The organism is Paenibacillus sp. Negev47 (assembly GCF_058313655.1).
In genome coordinates this window covers 1,343,974-1,361,651 of record NZ_CM177754.1, presented here as the reverse complement: position 1 = coordinate 1,361,651, position 17,678 = coordinate 1,343,974, and the positions used below count along the sequence as shown (strand labels likewise).

General features: G+C 46.6%; 18 protein-coding genes. 2 read left to right on the top strand and 16 right to left on the bottom strand.

Annotation, left to right across the window (positions count from 1 at the left end; genetic code table 11):
• Positions 1-74: 74 nt before the first annotated feature.
• The 13 genes from AC4G47_RS06335 to AC4G47_RS06275 form a co-directional block, all read right to left on the bottom strand.
• Positions 75-2,363 carry a methyl-accepting chemotaxis protein gene (locus tag AC4G47_RS06335; protein WP_491105308.1) on the bottom strand — a complete coding sequence of 763 codons (2,289 nt, stop codon included), beginning with the start codon at positions 2,361-2,363 and terminating at the stop codon, positions 75-77.
• A gap of 235 nt (positions 2,364-2,598) precedes the next feature.
• Positions 2,599-3,930 (bottom strand): peptidase U32 family protein, encoded by a 1,332-nt coding sequence (locus tag AC4G47_RS06330; protein ID WP_491105307.1) that lies wholly within the window; start codon positions 3,928-3,930, stop codon positions 2,599-2,601.
• A 17-nt stretch (positions 3,931-3,947) separates the two neighbouring features.
• Positions 3,948-4,877: a peptidase U32 family protein gene (locus AC4G47_RS06325; RefSeq protein WP_491105306.1), complete on the bottom strand. Its 930-nt coding sequence runs from the start codon at positions 4,875-4,877 to the stop codon at positions 3,948-3,950.
• Between the two features lie 14 nt (positions 4,878-4,891).
• Positions 4,892-5,932: an endolytic transglycosylase MltG gene (gene mltG, locus AC4G47_RS06320; protein WP_491105305.1), complete on the bottom strand. Its 1,041-nt coding sequence runs from the start codon at positions 5,930-5,932 to the stop codon at positions 4,892-4,894.
• A 75-nt stretch (positions 5,933-6,007) separates the two neighbouring features.
• Positions 6,008-6,322, bottom strand: a complete 315-nt coding sequence (locus AC4G47_RS06315) for a DUF1292 domain-containing protein (protein WP_047844066.1) — start codon at positions 6,320-6,322, stop codon at positions 6,008-6,010.
• Positions 6,323-6,622 carry a DUF1292 domain-containing protein gene (locus tag AC4G47_RS06310; protein WP_017686820.1) on the bottom strand — a complete coding sequence of 100 codons (300 nt, stop codon included), beginning with the start codon at positions 6,620-6,622 and terminating at the stop codon, positions 6,323-6,325.
• Positions 6,623-6,634: 12 nt separating this feature from the next.
• On the bottom strand, positions 6,635-7,051 hold the full coding sequence (ruvX, locus tag AC4G47_RS06305; RefSeq protein ID WP_145323974.1) for a Holliday junction resolvase RuvX: 417 nt from the start codon (positions 7,049-7,051) through the stop codon (positions 6,635-6,637).
• A gap of 125 nt (positions 7,052-7,176) precedes the next feature.
• Positions 7,177-7,437, bottom strand: coding sequence for an IreB family regulatory phosphoprotein (locus AC4G47_RS06300; protein WP_017686818.1), 261 nt, complete (start codon positions 7,435-7,437; stop codon positions 7,177-7,179).
• A gap of 129 nt (positions 7,438-7,566) precedes the next feature.
• On the bottom strand, positions 7,567-10,188 hold the full coding sequence (gene alaS, locus AC4G47_RS06295) for an alanine--tRNA ligase (protein ID WP_491106653.1): 2,622 nt from the start codon (positions 10,186-10,188) through the stop codon (positions 7,567-7,569).
• A 435-nt stretch (positions 10,189-10,623) separates the two neighbouring features.
• A complete protein-coding gene (locus AC4G47_RS06290; protein WP_491105304.1) occupies positions 10,624-11,691 on the bottom strand; it encodes an AI-2E family transporter in 1,068 nt (355 codons plus the stop codon).
• A 294-nt stretch (positions 11,692-11,985) separates the two neighbouring features.
• Positions 11,986-12,195 carry a YrzR-like zinc ribbon domain gene (locus tag AC4G47_RS06285; protein WP_017686815.1) on the bottom strand — a complete coding sequence of 70 codons (210 nt, stop codon included), beginning with the start codon at positions 12,193-12,195 and terminating at the stop codon, positions 11,986-11,988.
• 10 nt (positions 12,196-12,205) lie between these two features.
• Complete coding sequence (locus tag AC4G47_RS06280; RefSeq protein ID WP_145323979.1) at positions 12,206-12,727, bottom strand: PRC-barrel domain-containing protein; 522 nt, start codon at positions 12,725-12,727, stop codon at positions 12,206-12,208.
• Between the two features lie 164 nt (positions 12,728-12,891).
• Positions 12,892-14,043 carry a cysteine desulfurase family protein gene (locus AC4G47_RS06275; protein WP_491105301.1) on the bottom strand — a complete coding sequence of 384 codons (1,152 nt, stop codon included), beginning with the start codon at positions 14,041-14,043 and terminating at the stop codon, positions 12,892-12,894.
• A gap of 132 nt (positions 14,044-14,175) precedes the next feature.
• Between AC4G47_RS06275 and AC4G47_RS06270 the strand changes: the two genes are divergently transcribed.
• The gene (locus AC4G47_RS06270) at positions 14,176-14,550 is read left to right on the top strand and encodes a hypothetical protein (RefSeq protein WP_458123787.1); all 375 of its coding nucleotides are present in this window, start codon (positions 14,176-14,178) and stop codon (positions 14,548-14,550) included.
• A 361-nt stretch (positions 14,551-14,911) separates the two neighbouring features.
• On the opposite strand, the gene cymR is transcribed toward AC4G47_RS06270, so the two are convergent.
• Positions 14,912-15,331, bottom strand: coding sequence for a cysteine metabolism transcriptional regulator CymR (cymR, locus tag AC4G47_RS06265; protein ID WP_076212458.1), 420 nt, complete (start codon positions 15,329-15,331; stop codon positions 14,912-14,914).
• A 321-nt stretch (positions 15,332-15,652) separates the two neighbouring features.
• Between cymR and mnmA the strand changes: the two genes are divergently transcribed.
• Complete coding sequence (gene mnmA, locus AC4G47_RS06260; protein WP_145323983.1) at positions 15,653-16,777, top strand: tRNA 2-thiouridine(34) synthase MnmA; 1,125 nt, start codon at positions 15,653-15,655, stop codon at positions 16,775-16,777.
• 131 nt (positions 16,778-16,908) lie between these two features.
• Here the strand turns inward: mnmA and crcB (AC4G47_RS06255) are convergent, their stop codons facing one another.
• Together crcB (AC4G47_RS06255) and crcB (AC4G47_RS06250) are read right to left on the bottom strand one after the other, a co-directional pair.
• Positions 16,909-17,268 (bottom strand): fluoride efflux transporter CrcB, encoded by a 360-nt coding sequence (gene crcB / locus AC4G47_RS06255; RefSeq protein ID WP_491105300.1) that lies wholly within the window; start codon positions 17,266-17,268, stop codon positions 16,909-16,911.
• Entirely contained in the window at positions 17,265-17,666 is a 402-nt protein-coding gene (crcB, locus tag AC4G47_RS06250) for a fluoride efflux transporter CrcB (protein ID WP_491105298.1), read from the bottom strand. Before crcB (AC4G47_RS06250) ends, crcB (AC4G47_RS06255) begins: the two co-directional genes overlap by 4 nt.
• Positions 17,667-17,678: the final 12 nt, after the last annotated feature.

Sequence of the window (17,678 nt, the reverse complement as noted above, 5' to 3'; positions counted from 1 at the left end):
GGAATTATCCGGTAAACATAAAGAAAACCTGTCCCATGTGCGGGACAGGTTCTCCTCATTTCAGCCTTGGCTTGTTACACCGTAAAGCGTGACAATGTTTCTTTCAGCTCAGTGGACACGTTCTCCAGTTTGCCAGACAGATTGACCAGCTGGTTACTGATATTTTGCTGTTCACTGCTCAGTGAAGCTACTTCTTGTGACGTTGCAGAAGATTCTTCAGCTACTGCGCTGACGTTGCTCATGGCTTCGGACAATGTACTTTGAGATTTGTTCAAATCTCCAATCGACCCCGTCACCATACCTAGACGTTCCACAAATGCACCCATCTGCTCCTGTACGGAAGCGAATATGACGTTGGTATCTTTGACAGCATCCATTTGTTCCTTGAATAACGGGTATGCTGCCGACAAAGCATCCACAGTCTCATTCATTTCGGTCATGATTTTGTCTGTAATCTCTCCAACCATCTCAATGGATTGTCTGGATTGAGCCGCCAACTGACGAACCTCATCAGCCACTACCATGAATCCGCGTCCGGCTGCACCGGCACGTGCTGCCTCAATGGTCGCATTGAGGGATAGGATATTGGTTTGTTTCGTTATGTTTTGCAGCACTTCAAGCACTTTCAGAACAGAAGATGTACTCTCTTTCAGGGAATCAACCTTATTCACCAGTGCACCAATCATTTCTTCTGTCTTCTGGGTTTTGGTCATTAACTGATTCAGATGTTGTGTTCCTGTCTGACTGGACTTCTCTACATGACGAGCAGAATCACCCATCTGTTCATTGGCAGCGATTACACTCTCCATCTGACGAGAGATATTATCTGTCAATTCATTGCCACGTTCTGCTTCAGTTGCCAGACTGCCTGCACCACCTGCAATCTCTTCTGTCGCTACGGCGATCTCAGAAGCAGATACGGCTGTTTTCTTGGATGCACTGCTCAGTTCGGAGGCCGTATCCAATACTTCTTGCGCCGAACGATTGGTTTGTTCAACCAGCTTCGTGATCTGCTCCATCATCAGATTGAATGCCGATGAGAGCTGACCAATTTCATCTTTGGAGCTATATGGGGTACGAACTTTAAGATTACCTTTCGCACCTTCCTGCATCAGATCTTTCAATTTGCCGAGTGGACGAGCAATCATACGCACCATCCAGATCCCGATCAACACTGCAATACCTGCATCAATCAGCGCCATCCACAGTGTCAGGGTCAGAATACCTTTTGCATCCTGAACCAAAACAGAGGTAGGTATCATACCAACCAGTTTCCAATTGGATGTATCCATCGTGCTGTATACAGCCAGCATTTCAGTAGATTTATCATCCACCGTATACTCCGTATTCGTGCTACCTTCTGGTTCAGTCAGTTCTTTGACAAATGCAAGCTCTGTATCTTGTCCCGTACGATCCGGGATGGAGGATGCAACCACTTTATTATCCGGAGCAATCAGTTGAAGAATAGCTCCTTGCCCCAGATCAAGCGATTTCAATTGTTCCTCCAGAACTTCCAGTTTCAGTTCAATAACCAGAACATACGACTGGGTCGTTCCCTGCAGGTTTTTCATTGAACGTGCAATTTTAAACGTTGGGGTTGATCCATCTTCCTTGACCTCTGTTGGAAGCCAACGATAACCGCCCGCCTCAATCAACTCACTGTACCATGCTTCCTGGCGAATGTTGCCCATGGATGAACTGTTGCTACCTGTACCCATAATGGACTTTGTATCGTCCGTAGGTACCAAATAAATCGCTTCCATAGATTTATTTGTAAATGCAACATTGGACAGTTGCTTGTTGATTGAACTTGAGTTTATGAATGTATCATACGCAGTCAGATTTTGATCTGACATTTTTTGTAGCAAGGACTGCATTTCCGGATCAAAGAAAATCTGTGTGGATGTGTCCACAAATCTCTCCAAAATGATGTCCATTTTTTGTTTGGTCTGATCAATCGTCTCCTGATTGGCTCGTGAGGCATTGGTCTCAATCGTACCCTTGGCTTTCGAATAGGATAATAGACCCAAACTCACTACAAAAATCATTATTCCCGCAAAGAAGATCAAGAACAGTTTAACCCCTACGGATTTAACCGGATTTGCCTTCTTAATCTGTTCGAAAGAAGACCCCCCAAAGTTTTTCCAATCCCGGTTTTTCAATTGTTTCTTCACCCAATCAGTCTTGATCCAGCCCAGCTTGAGCTTGCTGCGGTCAATCTTAAACCCTCTTTTGCCACTACCTGTCGTTTTGCTTTTGCCTACTTTTTCTTTCTTCACTTTCTGAACCTTCTCAGGATTAACCTGCTCGGCTTTTGTCACTTGTTCCCCACTGTCTTTCTGCTTCTTTTGAACCAATCCCATTCACCTGCCAGTAATTTACTTGTTGGATTTTTCTTTCTCTCCCCTATAAATATGTAGTATTCGACAGCTTTCCTCTTTCACCTTTCACATTCCAGAAATATTTTACAACTTTATTCCTATTTTTCTATAAAAAAAAGACCCCCAAATGCCGATAGACGGAGGTCCAAAATGTAAATTTTATAACACTATTTTGTTAAATCATAATACAATATTGACACAATGTAGGTATTTGAGCCTATTTCTTTTTTCTCATCATATCGAAGTACGAAACCGGTTGATCTACCTTCATTTTAATCCGTTGCAACGGGTGACGGGCAGCATCGAGAACGTTGCCTTCTTCATCCTGTATTTCACCTACGATCTGTTTGAAAAAGTGACCGCCCGGACCGAAAAATTCAATCTCCTGTCCTGGTTTGAAGTGATTACGCTGTTGAATGGTTGCCATTCCTGTTTCAGCATCATACCCCATGACCAACCCAGCGAAGTCAAAAGGTACGGCCTTTTCTTCCGGTTCATAGATATGATCTTCATGGTCTGGTGTATCATAGAAAAATCCGGTATTGAGCGGACGATTTGCCGCTTTGTTCATTTCTTCAACCCACTCAGGTTTCAGAACATAATTTTCCGGGTCAGCCATATAGGCATCAATGGCTTGACGATATACGTTAACCACGGTAGCCACGTAGTGAATCGATTTCATGCGGCCTTCGATCTTGAAACTGTCCACGCCCACATCAATTAACTCTGGGATATGACCAATCATACACAGATCCTTAGATCCCATAGAGAATGAATTATCCTGCTCCTGGAATAGGGGAAGCTGGTTCTCACCCAGTTTGAATGGCGCAGGTGCCTGCTGCATCTGCATGTCCTCTTCACTGACCCACACGGTATCCTCTCTCGCATCCTCGAACAGATCATACTTCCAGCGACAAGACTGGCAACAGCCACCCCGATTGGAGTCCCGATCCGTAAAGTGATTGGAGAGCACACAACGTCCGGAATACGATGAACACATGGCTCCGTGAATGAAGGCTTCAATTTCGATATCCACATTCGCCTTGATCTCTTCAATCTCTTCGAAGCTGGTCTCACGTCCGAGAACCACACGCGGAAGGCCTTCATCTTTCCAGAACTTCACGGCTTGCCAGTTGAGTGTGGATTGTTGGGTACTCAGATGTACCTCAAGGCCCGGCACAGCACGAAGAGCTACTTCAATAATAGCTGGATCGGCTACGATAATCGCGGAGATTCCCGCATTGTACAGGTTTTTCAGGTACGTTTCTATACCTTCAACATCCTCATTATGTGCATAGATGTTCGTCGCTACGAACACTTTGGCTCCATACTTTTTGGCAAACTCCACACCTTCACGCATCTCTTCAAAGCTAAAGTTATCCGCGTTGGAACGCAGTCCATAGGCCTGTCCACCGATATATACGGCATCTGCACCGTAATGGATCGCAAATTTCAGTTTTTCCAGATTACCCGCCGGAGCTAGCAGCTCCGGTTTGTCCAGACGGTTACGTTTACCCGAGAACTTCCGCTGTACCGCCACTGTTTCCATTCTGTTCACCTCTTCTATTAATACACTTGTTCTTTATAGAAAAATCCAAACGACAATTCACGTTCAGGGTCCTGTAATTTCCGCACTTCATCCAACCACTCTTCAGAGAACGCATATGCATCGGCATCAGCTACATAACTGTCAATCGCTGTCCGGTAAGCACGCACAACCGCTTCATTGTAGGCAAGCGATTTTAACATGCCTTCAATTTTGAAACTGTGCACGCCCGCCTCTATCAACAGATGAAGATCTTCGAGAATACATATGTCTTCCGAGCTCATAATGTGCGTGCCGTTAATATCCTCATAGATCGGGAATTTCTCATCCCGGCGTTCAGCCTCGATCAGGAACAATCCACGTTCTTTACCCAGATGTCCCTCGACTGGCCGTCCTTGATGGGCCATATAACTTTGCACCAGACTACGCTTGGAATGATAAATATTCGTCATACCATGCACCTGAACCTGAGCTTCCACCTTCAAAAAAGGAACCATTTCCGTCAACTCGTCCATATTCAGCTCACGGGCAAGCACAACACGACTCGCTCCCTTGGTTCCCCAATAGTTGGCTGTCGCATAGTTCGTTGAAGTCATCTCCGCATTCCAGTGCAGCTTAACATGTGGAGCGTATTCCTTCATGGTAGCCAGCACGGATGGGTCATTAAACTCCACACCATCAACACCGATTCTGCCCAAAGCCTGAACATATTCAGGCAATTCTTTCAGCAGATCGTTGGACATCAGATTAGTCATGGATACATACACACGCGCCTGGTATTTGGCTGCAATGGCAACCACCTCTGCTGTCTCTTCCACGCTGAAGTTGCCTGGGAGACGCATGCCGAATCGATCATCTCCAATAACCAGAGCATCTGCTCCAGCTTGAAGCAACACTTCTGCCTCTTTCACATTCGCTGCTGTAACGAGCAGTTCATGTTTCTTACTCATATAATCCCCTCCGCTTATTGCGCAGCCTTACTTTTGGCTATATTTTGCTGATGTTCCTTATACGTCTTGGCAAACAAATGTCCGGACGAACCATCCTTTTTCGTCACATAGAACAGATACTCCGAAGCTTCCGGATTAAGCGCTGCCTCGATGGACGGAAGACTTGGACTGGCTATTGGACCTGGTGGTAAGCCTTTGTTCAGATACGTATTATAGGGACTTTGCACCTTCAGATCCTTGAAAAACAATCGCTCCTTCGGCTTGTCGAGCAGATATTGAACGGTAGCATCAATCTCCAGCTTCATATCCTCATTGATCCGATTGTAGATTACACCTGCAACCAGAGCACGTTCCTCATCCACCACAACTTCTTTCTCCACGAGTGACGCAATCGTCAGCAGTTCATGCAGGGAAAGGTTCTTTTCTTGGAGCTTGGCTTCCAAATCAGGAATGGAATTAATCTTGGTCTGGAATTCTTCCAGCATCCGTTGCATCACATCATGCGTGGAACTTCCCTTCTTCAGCTCATACGTTTCCGGGAACAGATATCCTTCCAATACGTAGCGAAGTTCTTCATCCACTGGAATATCTTTGATGATATCTACATCAAAGGCCGAAGGATCATTGGCCAGCTTAATGAATTCATCCCGATCTAAAACATGCTCATAAGAAAGCTTACCCGCCATTTGCAGAACAGTATAACCCTCCGGAATCGTAAATTTCACCATTTCCTCCGGTACAACTTCGCCACTACTCAGCTTGCTAACAATCTCATCATATGTCACGCCAGGATTCATAGAATATGTACCCGCCATGAAATTAGAACCTAGTTTTTTCCACTTTAAATACCCTTTGAAGGTTAACCCGCTTCGAATGAGGCCTTCTTCTTGAAGCTGATCCGCGATTTTCGAAGTTCCCGATCCACTCTTAATCTCGAATACGACCGGTTCTGTAGAAGCTTCCACGGGACGCATCATACTCCATACGTATCCGCCCGCGCCTCCGGCAAGAACTACAATGATAAGCAGTATGACTACTATTACTTTCCCTTTCAAAAAAGAAACAACTCCTTTACACAACCAAAAAGAGCGGACTTCTCCGCCCTCCCGGTTTCTTCTATTTGAAGCTGATTAATCTTCGTCAATGGGGAGTGTACATTCATCATACAGTTCCGAGATGTTCTCCCACTCATCATCATCGTCGATCGTAACTAACTCTGGCATGATCTGGTCTTCACTTCCAGGTGATACCCGCAGAAGTTCAACCTCGTCATAAGGTCGCAACGAACTGCGGAGCACCGCGTACTGCTGACCGTTCACTTCGAACTCAGCCAACAAGTCATACGGTTGTGATTTACCGTTCTCTTCCTCGAGCTCCACATGAGCACCGAATGCCAGACGCAGTGAATCTGTCCATTTCAGGTCTTTGCGGCTATATTCCGTCATTTAGTTCGCTTCCTCTTCATCTTCAGCAAGAAATGTATTAAACGTCTCCTCGACGATATCCCACTCGGCATCATCTTGGATGACGAAAAGTTTGATATCGTCGCCCTCTTCTTCATAACGGAATGCATAAACATCCGTTTCGCCATCTTCAGGTTCAACCGGAGCAACCATCATGTACTTGGCCTCCGAACCGTCTACTTCAAACTTCATGATGACTTCGAATTCCTCTTCATTACCCTCGTCATCCGCAATGTAAATAATCTCCGCTTCTTCTTCCATACCCAGTTGATCTTCAGCCATTGTTGATCCCCCTCACCTTCTACTATTGGCATCCAAATAATTTTGCAAAATCAAGCTTGCGGCCATTTTGTCCACAACCTGCTTGCGTTTTTTCCGACTGACATCCGCTTCAATCAGCGTACGTTCTGCTGCCATGGTTGTCAGCCGTTCATCCCAAAGGTGAACAGGTAAATTCAGTTCGCCCCGCAGGCGTTCGGCAAAAGCAATACATATCTCACCGCGCGGTCCCACGGTGCCGTTCATGTTTTTGGGAAGTCCGACTACGATCTCACTAATCTCGTGCTCACGAACAAGATCGGCAATCCGAGCGAACTCGCCTTCATCACGGCGGCGTTCAAGCACTTCCAATCCCTGGGCAGTCCAACCGAAGGCGTCACTCGCGGCAACCCCGATTCTTCGGTCCCCATAGTCCAAACCTAATATTTTCATCCATGCTCTCCCATCCTCAAGCCTGCTCAGGTCGATGATTAGTCGCCTTCTCAAGCTTCAGGCTGTCTTCTGTCGGTTCATTTCCCGCTGCCTGCATAGCTGCAACACAGCGGAAGCGGCGTACATTACCGGTGATTGGCCAGATAGGAACGTACAAGCTCTTCAATCAGCTCATCGCGCTCCTTTTTACGGACCAGACTACGTGCGTTGTTGTGACGAGGAATATATGCCGGGTCTCCGGAAATCAGATACCCAACAATCTGGTTGATCGGATTATAATCCTTATCGACCAATGCATCATAAACCGTGAGAAGAATCTCTTTGGATGATGCTTCCTGTTCGTCACCTTTCACATTAAATTTAACCGTCTTATCCATGGAGTCCATTGATGACACCTCGCTCCTGCATGAACATGGGGACCATGTCCTGCCGAATTGATTTCTGTTTATATAATAACATATTCTGACTGCCACAAGTAAACAAAGGATAAGGCAATTGTGTTTTTTACTTGTCCTTTACTGGCTAACTAATGAAACCGCCAGTTTCAACGCTTCATCCAACTTGGTCGCGTCCTTACCACCGGCTTGTGCCATATCTGGACGTCCACCACCGCCACCGCCGCATACTGCCGCGACTTCCTTGACGATTTTGCCTGCATGCAGACCTTGTTTTACTTGTTCAGCAGGTACAGCTACTACAAAATTCACTTTGCCATCGGCTGCGGCACCCAATACGAGTACGGCGTTAGGCAATTTGATTTTCAATTCATCTGCCACCGTGCGAAGCGCGTCCATGTTCGGAGCATCTACGCGTGCTGCCAGCAATTGTGTATTTCCTGCTTGTACCACTTGATCGGTCAGTTGACCTGCTTCCATGGCACTGAGTTTGCTTTGCAGGGATTCGGTCTCTCTGGCTGCTTCTTTCAGTTGTTGGTTCAGACCTTCAATCCGTTTAGGCACATCAGCCACATTCGCTTTGAGCAACGATGCTGATTGCTTGAGCAGTTCCAACTGGCTTTCCACATACAGATATGCGCCACGGCCAGTTACAGCTTCGATCCGGCGTACGCCGGAGCCAATTCCGCTCTCGCTCACCAGTTTGAAGATTCCGATCTCTGAAGTATTATTTACGTGACAGCCGCCACAAAGTTCCAAACTGTAGTCTCCGACTTGAACGACACGTACAATATCTCCATATTTTTCACCAAACAGGGCCATCGCACCCATTTCTTTCGCTTCATCAATAGCTTTCAGCTCGATGTTCACGTTCAGACGATTCCAGATCTGTTCGTTTACCTGACGCTCAATCTCTGTCAACTCTTCAGGCGTAATGCTGCCGAAGTGAGAGAAGTCAAACCGCAGACGCTGTGGCTCAACGAGCGATCCCGCCTGGTTTACGTGAGTTCCGAGCACATCTTTGAGTGCTTTGTGCAGCAAGTGGGTAGCTGTATGGTTTTTGATAATGTCCCCACGCTTGGCTGCATCTACTTCAGCACGGATAACTTCACCCACACGCAATTCACCGGACTCTACCGTCACCAGATGAACGTGTTGTCCCTGCGGAGCTTTGAACAAACCTTGTACTTTCGCTGTTACAGCAGCTCCAAGCAGCAAGCCCTGGTCACTTACTTGACCGCCACTTTCTGCGTAGAATGGAGTCTTGTCCAGTACAACCTGGCATGTCTGTCCTTCGCCTACAGTGTCAACAAGAGCGTCACCTGCAACGATGGCTACCACTTTTGCTTCCGTCAACAGGTCAGTATAACCAACAAACTCACTTTTAACCTCCAGATCGGCAAGTGGTCCGCCTTGAACTTTCATGCTCTCGTTCTCTTGACGCCCAGCACGTCCAAGCTCACGTTGTTTTTGCATGGATGCATCAAAACCTTCACGATCCACAGTCAGACCATGCTCTGCGGCATAATCTTCTGTCAGGTCAAACGGGAAACCGTACGTATCATACAGTTTGAAAGCTTCAGGTCCGCTAATAACAGTGCGCCCTTCGGATTTGGCAGTGCCACTGATATCAGCCAGAATAGCCAGACCATCTGTGAGTGTTTCGTGGAAGCGCTCTTCCTCGGTTTTGATCACTTTAGCGATGAACTCTTGCTTGTCTACTACTTCAGGGTAGTACATGCCCATTACTTCACCAACGGTTGTTGTCAGTTCATACAGGAATGGACGGTCAAGTCCAAGTACTTTTCCATAACGAACTGCACGACGGAGTAAACGACGGATGACATATCCACGTCCTTCATTACTTGGCAGAACGCCATCACCCACTGCAAAAGCAACGGTACGGATATGATCCGCAATGACTTTCAATGCCACATCAATCTCTACGCTGTCGTTATATTTCACACCCGCAAGAGCGGCTGTTCTCTGAATCATCGGTTGGAACAGGTCTGTGTCGAAGTTGGAATCCACATTTTGCAGAATGGAAGCAAAACGCTCCAAACCAGCACCTGTATCAATATTTTTGTTAGGAAGCGGTGTGTAGCTACCATCTTTGTTATGGTTGAACTGGGAGAACACCAGGTTCCACACTTCCAGATAACGTTCATTTTCCCCACCTGGATACATCTCGGGATCACTCATGTCGTTTCCGTAAGCTTCGCCGCGGTCATAGAAGATCTCCGTACAAGGTCCACATGGGCCTTCACCGATATCCCAGAAGTTCTCATCCAATTTGATGATACGCTCTGCAGGCAGTCCCACTTTATCATTCCACAGTTTGAAAGCTTCTTCATCTTCCGGATATACCGTAACGGATAGGCGTTCCGGATCGAAACCGATCCACTCTTTGCTGGTCAGGAACTCCCATGCCCATGTAACAGTCTCTTCCTTGAAGTAATCACCAATGGAGAAGTTGCCGAGCATTTCGAAGAACGTATGGTGACGGCGCGTTTTGCCGACATTTTCGATATCATTGGTACGAATACACTTTTGGGAATTCGCAAGGCGCGGGTTCTCTGGTTTCTCCCGTCCGTCAAAGTATGGTTTGAGCGGTGCCATACCCGCATTGATCCACAGAAGAGAAGGATCGTTGTGCGGCACGAGCGATGCGCTAGGCTCGATTTTGTGACCTTTACTTGCAAAAAACTCTATCCATTTGGACCGGATTTCACTGGCTTTCATACTGGATGCCCCCATTAAATTATAATAGTCCGTTGCGTATTCGCTCCGGTTGGTCAACATTGCTTTTGTAAAAATAAACACAAAAAACGCCCCTGAATAATCAGGGACGATGTTATCGCGGTACCACCCTGGTTATTGCTGTTCATCCCTTGCTGCCCGGATCAACAAACAATCTCCTCGTTAATGCGAAATAACGGTCGCTCCCGGCAGGGTTATCCTGCACTCCGAAATTAGCTTTCCGCCGCTTCATCTTTCAAGACTCTTCCAGCCATCAGTTCAGGCTCACCCTGATCCGAAGAAGTCTATTCTCTGAGGAAAGGAACCCTCGGCGTACTTCATTCCATCATCGATTTCATGTTCTAAACATACACACTCATTATATCGGTAGCACAAGCGGGTGTCAACGCGGCCTCTTTGATGTTTTAACGCTACTATTTAGTCGGTCCTTCGTTTGATGTAATAGGCGAAAAAGTGTTGCACAATAACCTTCAGGACGGCAAAAACGGGCACTGCCAGAATCAGACCTACAATGCCTGCCAATTCGCCTCCGACGAGCAGCGCAAATATAATCGACAGTGGATGCAGATGCAGCGTACGTCCCACTACCTGAGGAGATATAACGTTGCTCTCCAGAACTTGGCACAGTGTGTTCACAATGACAACAAATAGCACCATTTTAAATGATACCGTCGATGCCATGACCACGGCAGGGGCAGCGCCCAGGAATGGCCCAAGATAGGGCACGATGTTAAATACAGCCACGATACTCGCAAGCAGCAGAGCATAAGGCATATCAATGACGATATAACCAATGTAGGCAAAGATACCGACAATGACACAGACAATAAACTGTCCTCGTATGTAGTTTCCCAGCGCAGTATCAACCTCTTTCATCACTGATACAATTGATTTACGCCTTGAACGCGGAAGATACGCCACAATGGTGCGCTCAAATACCTCAAAATCTTTTAACATATAAAAGATCAGGAAAGGCACGATAAACACATTGAATAACACATTGATGGTCGCCCCGATATTGTCCATGAGCACGGCAATTCCCTGAGTTAGTCGATCCTCCATCTGAAAGAACCAGCTGTTCATGCCTGTTCGGACACTTGGCGGCATTAATTTGTGATCCATATTGTTCATCAGACTCTGGGCACGCATGGACAGCTCCGGCATATGTTCGTTGAGTTCTTCCAGCTGTTCAATCAATACCGGAATGACATTCATCAGAATGACACCGATACAGGTCAGGAAAAAGGCATATATGAGCAATACCGCGATCGTACGCGGCACCTTGCGCCCTCCCAGCATGCTGACAATCGGATTGAGTACATAGGATATGATAAGGGCTACGATAAAGGGGGCCAGTACTGTTTTCAGGAAAGCATATATGTGAAGCAGTAAAGGCCGCAGCAGCCATATAAAATAAAGAATAATCAACCCGAGCAGCAGCCAGATCGCGTAACGGAACAGCTTGTGTTTAGTTAATTGCTCCACGTGCATCCCTCCTTTTGGACTGGCTCTGAGAGTCAGTATATGTAGGAAAGGTAATATTTATTAACACAGCGCAGAAGTGGAAAGCAGCAATCCTCACATTTTTTCCGGAACCAAAAAAACGCCTCCTTCATCAGAGAAGGAAGCGCATCTTGGGGTCCGGGTTAGCATATAATTAACCATATCTTTTCCGAACCATTATGTAACTGCATCTATATACATCTGCCAACAATGGATGACAGCATCCCATGACAGAGATTGTCATGAAACCGCATATAGAGGAAGTTATCCTGCTTATTAAGAAGAAGCGTGAAGATGAGGGAAGTCTTGCGGCAGCTCGTCCCCGAAAAAGAGATCATCCAGGGAACTCAGCGTACCGTCTTCTTCCACCTGATATACAGACATTTTCTCACCGTTCACCGTTAATTCAATAAAGCATCCCCAGCAATAAAACTGGTGGGAACCAATTTTCCCGATATCTTTGGAACTACAGTTTGGACATTTCATATTCATTCACCTATCCATTAACAGAATGAATGGCATTTTCCAAGCGTTGTTCACTCAGCGGCGGCACCATAATGGCACTTTCCCCGATGGACATATCACTTGTACATGGCAGCCATTTACGGCCCTCAATCAGATCGGACACAAAACCGTCCGTAATTTCAATCCCTATTATTGTATTTCCCAACTCTTGGTCAAAATAAACATCAGAGACACGTCCAAGCAGCAAACCTTCTTCGGTGAGCACGGACATCTCCTTCAATTTAGACCGACCGAGGAGGTACGTGTATTTTATGTCGTCGGCTCCCGTCTTGCGGACAGCCTGTTGATTACGGATCATGACGGCATCCTCGCCGTAGGCAACGATGTCTTGCCACTGCACGATTTTGACATGATTGGTAAACAGGCCTTTGTTCTCAAGTTCAATGCCTTCAATCTGCCAATCATCATTCACAATGAAATCCTGGATTTTACCGACCTGCTTCCCGTCCTCAACATCAAAAACGGCAAGTCCGATCATTTCCTGAAGCTTCATCGTTGGGTCCTCCTCATCTTCTTATCATTAAATAGGCGCGGCGCTATTGCTAGGTATGCCCAAAGTTGATGAGTGGCAATCAGACGCCGATCATCAAAACCGCTTCTATCCAACCGATGAAATGGAACTTCTTCCCTCCTTCTGTTCCATGTGTAAAGTTCCCCTCAGGGTCTATTACGCAATCGCCCAAGAATGGTTCCAATTTTTTCGGCGGTTATCATGATTTCTTCCGTAGTATTACCCAATCCCCAGCTGAATCGAATCGCAGAGTGTAAAAAAGTCTCAGGCAGATCCATCGCTTTGAGCACGTGAGATACTTCAAGCGAACCGGAAGTACAGGCCGAGCCGCTTGCAACGGCGATCCCTTCCATATCCAGATTCATTAACATCGTCTCTGTGGACACTTCCGGAAAACTGATATTCAGGATGTTTGGCAGCGTATACTCCGGGTGCCCGTTCACATGAAAGTGCTCCGTCCCCACATGAATTTTGAGCTGATCCAGCAGAAGTTTCCGTAATTCCAGATCATGCTGACGATGCGTCTCCGTATGTGCTGAAGCAATTTTGAGGGCCTCTGCGAATCCGGCGATGCCAGCTATGTTCTCTGTACCTGCGCGCCGCTGACGCTCTTGCAGCCCACCATGAGCTCTAGCTTCCAGCACAATCCCTCGCCGTACATAGAGTGCACCCACGCCCTGAGGTCCATTGATTTTATGGGCAGAGAAGCTGATCAGATCCACAGGCAGTTCTTTGCAGGAAATATTCTGGCTGCCCAGAGCCTGAACCGCGTCGCTATGGAACAGAATATCATGCTGACGGGCAAGCTCACCCACCTCGCGTATAGGCTGAATCGTGCCCACTTCGTTGTTGGCATACATCATGGTAATCAGCACCGTATCCGGTCGGATAGCCTCTCGCAGCTCATCCAGGCTTATTCGTCCATCATGGTCAACAGATAGATAGGTTACTTCATAGCCTTGACGTTCCAATTCCTGACACGTATGCAAAACAGCATGGTGCTCAATTGCCGTCGTAATAACGTGTTTCCCCTTATCCTGTCTTGTTGAGACTGCTCCAAAGATTGCCAGATTGTCACTCTCCGTGCCGCCTCCGGTAAATACCAACTCGTCCGGGAAACAGCCCAAAGACGCCGCAATGACATCCCTTGCTCCGCTGACGGTCCGTTTGGCTTCACGCCCAAAGGCATGGATACTTGATGCGTTGCCATATTGCCCTGTCATGACGTTCATCATCGCTTCTGCGACTTGTGGATGCATAGGTGTCGATGCGGCGTGATCCAAATAAATTCGTTGCATTTATCTTCACCCCGTTATATGTTAAATTTCTATCTCATGGCAAACTGTCAAAATTGGAAATTGAAACGGATGCTCTATTGTCACATCTTCGTGTATAATGTTCTATATCCATTTCAAAAAGGAGAGAGAGACATGAGTGATCCCATTCTCGGGCAGATTCTGAATCAGCTTCAACAAATGGACAAACGATTCGACAGTATTGATGGACATCTTGAAAAAATAGACCACCGACTCGATGCTATGGAAGAGAGACTCGGTGCAGTAGAGAGCAGACTAGACACTGTCGATGACAGACTTAATGCCATTGAGGAACAAACTAAAAACATTCCGCTTCTTCAACAAGCTGTTCTGGAAACATTGACCGTTACGAAACGTCTTGACGCTTCCCACTCCGCCTCTGAACGCAAAGTAACTACCGAATTGAATACCCATCAGCACAGCATCGATATTTTGAATCGCCGTCAGTTACGCATGGAAGCTGATATAGAAACCTTAAAAAGTCGCTGATTTACAAGTTATCCAGTTAAGTTCACACTTGACCATCTTGTAAATCCCGCGGCTGAATACATAGCCCTGCTCAATTAAAATAATCTGTAGAAATTGAAGAACAAAGTACCCATTGATGCGTTTTTAAAAAGTCTGGTTTTCAGTACCGAGAAGATGGAATGAAGCTAGAAATGGAGTAGCGGAGCGTAGGGAAACTACGTGAGCAACGGACATTTCGGCTAAATTTCAACTTCGATGCTGATGATGCCGCTAGGCATCGTTCGCAATCAAAAGTGGACTTTTTTGAACTACCTCTACTGGCATGTCTAAAGCCCCCAAGTTGGGGGCTTTAGTATGTCTTCTGTGATGCGAATTAATGACCTTAAATGTAAAACATGTAGCTGTCTTTTTTGTCCTGATCCTGGAAGGTAATCAGGTCTTTCAGTGTTGTGGAATCCAACACTTCGGCAATGCCGTCACGAATACGCAACCACAGATCACGCTTCGCCGGATCATCTTCCTCTGTGAAGTCTACTGGAGAGATGGGCCCTTCCAGTACACGGATCACATCGCCTGCAGTCACGGTTGCAGGATCACCTGCAAGGATATAACCGCCGTAAGCACCTCTAATGCTCTTAACCAGTCCTGCATTGCGCAGTGGAGCGATCAATTGCTCTAGGTAATGTTCCGAGAGCTGATTGCGCTCAGCAATGCTTTTAAGTGATGTAGGGCCTTCGCCTGTTCTGGCAGCCAGCTCCATCATGATCGTGAGGCCGTAACGGCCTTTTGTCGATATTTTCAAAGGAGTCACCTCTTTCAATTTTCAGAAACGATTGGAAACTTTATATTTTATCCTGTGGTCCATAACCGTCTGGTTCACGATCTGTCCACAGCAGAGATTCATAGAACTAAGTTTTAACCTTCTAATCCTCCGTATTCCGATCATAACCCTCAGCTAATGTTAACATATCTGCATGCTTTATGGTAAAGAAAGATTGACGATATTCCAAAATGTGCGTCTGTGGTGGACACTATCCAAAATTGGCCGGGTGTATCGTATCTTGAGTCCGGTTATGCTAGAATAAGAAACGAAACACATTTATATATAGAAATGGTGATAACGATGTCCAAAACAATTGAAAATACACGGGTCGTCGTTGGCATGTCCGGGGGTGTCGATTCTTCCGTTACCGCACTGCTGCTGAAAGAGCAGGGTTACGATGTCATCGGCATTTTCATGAAAAACTGGGATGACACCGACGAGTTCGGCCACTGTACCGCTGAAGAAGATTCAGAGGATGTACGCCGCGTATGTGAACAGATCGGCATTCCTTACTACACTGTCAACTTCGAGAAAGAATATTTTGATAAAGTATTTACCTATTTCCTTGATGAATATAAGTCGGGCCGCACGCCAAATCCGGATGTCATGTGTAATCGTGAGATCAAATTTGGTGAATTCCTGAACAAAGCTCTGGATCTCGGCGCAGATTATGTAGCTACAGGACACTACGCTCGTCTGATTGAAGAAGATGGTACGTTCAAGCTGCTGCGCGGTGTGGACAGCAACAAGGATCAGACGTATTTCCTTAATGCACTCAATCAGAACCAGTTGTCCAAAGCCATGTTCCCGATTGGTCACCTGCCCAAACCGGAAGTACGCAAAATTGCAGAAGCCGCTGGCTTGTATACCGCCAAGAAAAAAGACAGTACAGGAGTCTGCTTCATCGGCGAACGCAACTTCAAAGAGTTCCTGAGTAACTATCTGCCTGCCAAAGGCGGAGACATGGTTGATATTGCGACCGGTGAAGTCAAAGGGCGTCATGACGGTCTGATGTACTACACACTAGGACAGCGGCAAGGTCTTGGCATTGGTGGTTCCGGCAATGGTGAACCCTGGTTCGTTGCAGATAAGAATCTGGAGAAGAACCAACTGCTTGTTGTTCAGGGAGATGCCCACGCGAGTCTGTACTCCACAGGTCTAACCGCAACAGGTGTGAACTGGATTGCTGGTGCAGAGCACATGCCTAATGTGCCATTCCGTTGTACTGCCAAATTCCGCTATCGTCAGCCGGATCAAGGTGTTACATTGACTTGGCAGGAAGATGGAAGTGTGGATGTACAATTTGACCAGCAACAAAAAGCCATTACGCCAGGACAAGCCGTTGTTTTCTACGACGGAGAGGTATGCCTCGGCGGAGGTACGATCGATCAAGTGCAAAAAGTACCTGTACCCGCAATGCAGTAATAGAGCTTGTCCATTAAAATGCGGATTATACACAATACCGTGTATCCCTATTAAAAAAGCCGTCTTTCATGTATACCATGAAGGATGGCTTTTTTCCTGCTTTTCTTTGCAAAAAAATTAAAAATAGTTCGTTATGCAGTCAACCAGACTCCTGCCAAGGAGGCCAACACCCCGACTACTACTGAACTTACAACGTAGAGCGCCGCTCTGGCGTATTGTTGTCGACCCATAAGCCCTACCGTCTCATAGCCAAAGGTGGAAAATGTGGTGTATGCACCACAGAATCCGGTTCCCCAGATCACCCAGATCCCATCTGAGACCATTGCAGATTGATGCCACCCATATAACAGCCCAAGCAGAAGTGAACCACTGATATTGATAATCCATGTTCCCCACGGAAAAGCCGTTCCCAGCAAGCCAGAGACCCATTTTCCCAGACTATAACGCAGAACCGCGCCCAACACACCTGCAAAACCAATCCATAGGATCATGAGGCATCACCCTCATGGCTTCGTGATCCCAACATACGCTGTCCAAGGCTCATTCCCAGCGCACAGAGCAACAACCCTGCCAACACACTTACGAGTGTATAAATCGCTGCCTTAGCCCATTCTCCCCCTTCAGATAAACGAACAATATCCAGTGTAAATGTGGAGAATGTCGTAAATGCGCCAGTAAAACCCGTGCCAATCGCAAGTCGAAGTTGTGGTGATATTTTGCCTGGAACAGCGATGGTAAAAAACCAGCCCAAAAAAAGGCTGCCAATCGCATTGATTAGCAGCACCGCCCAAGGAAACCCAACATGAGCAGCTGGTATCCCTAACTGTATGGCATATCGGGTCAATGTGCCGAGAAATCCACCTGCTCCTATATATATAATCTCTTTCATGTTATGTGCATC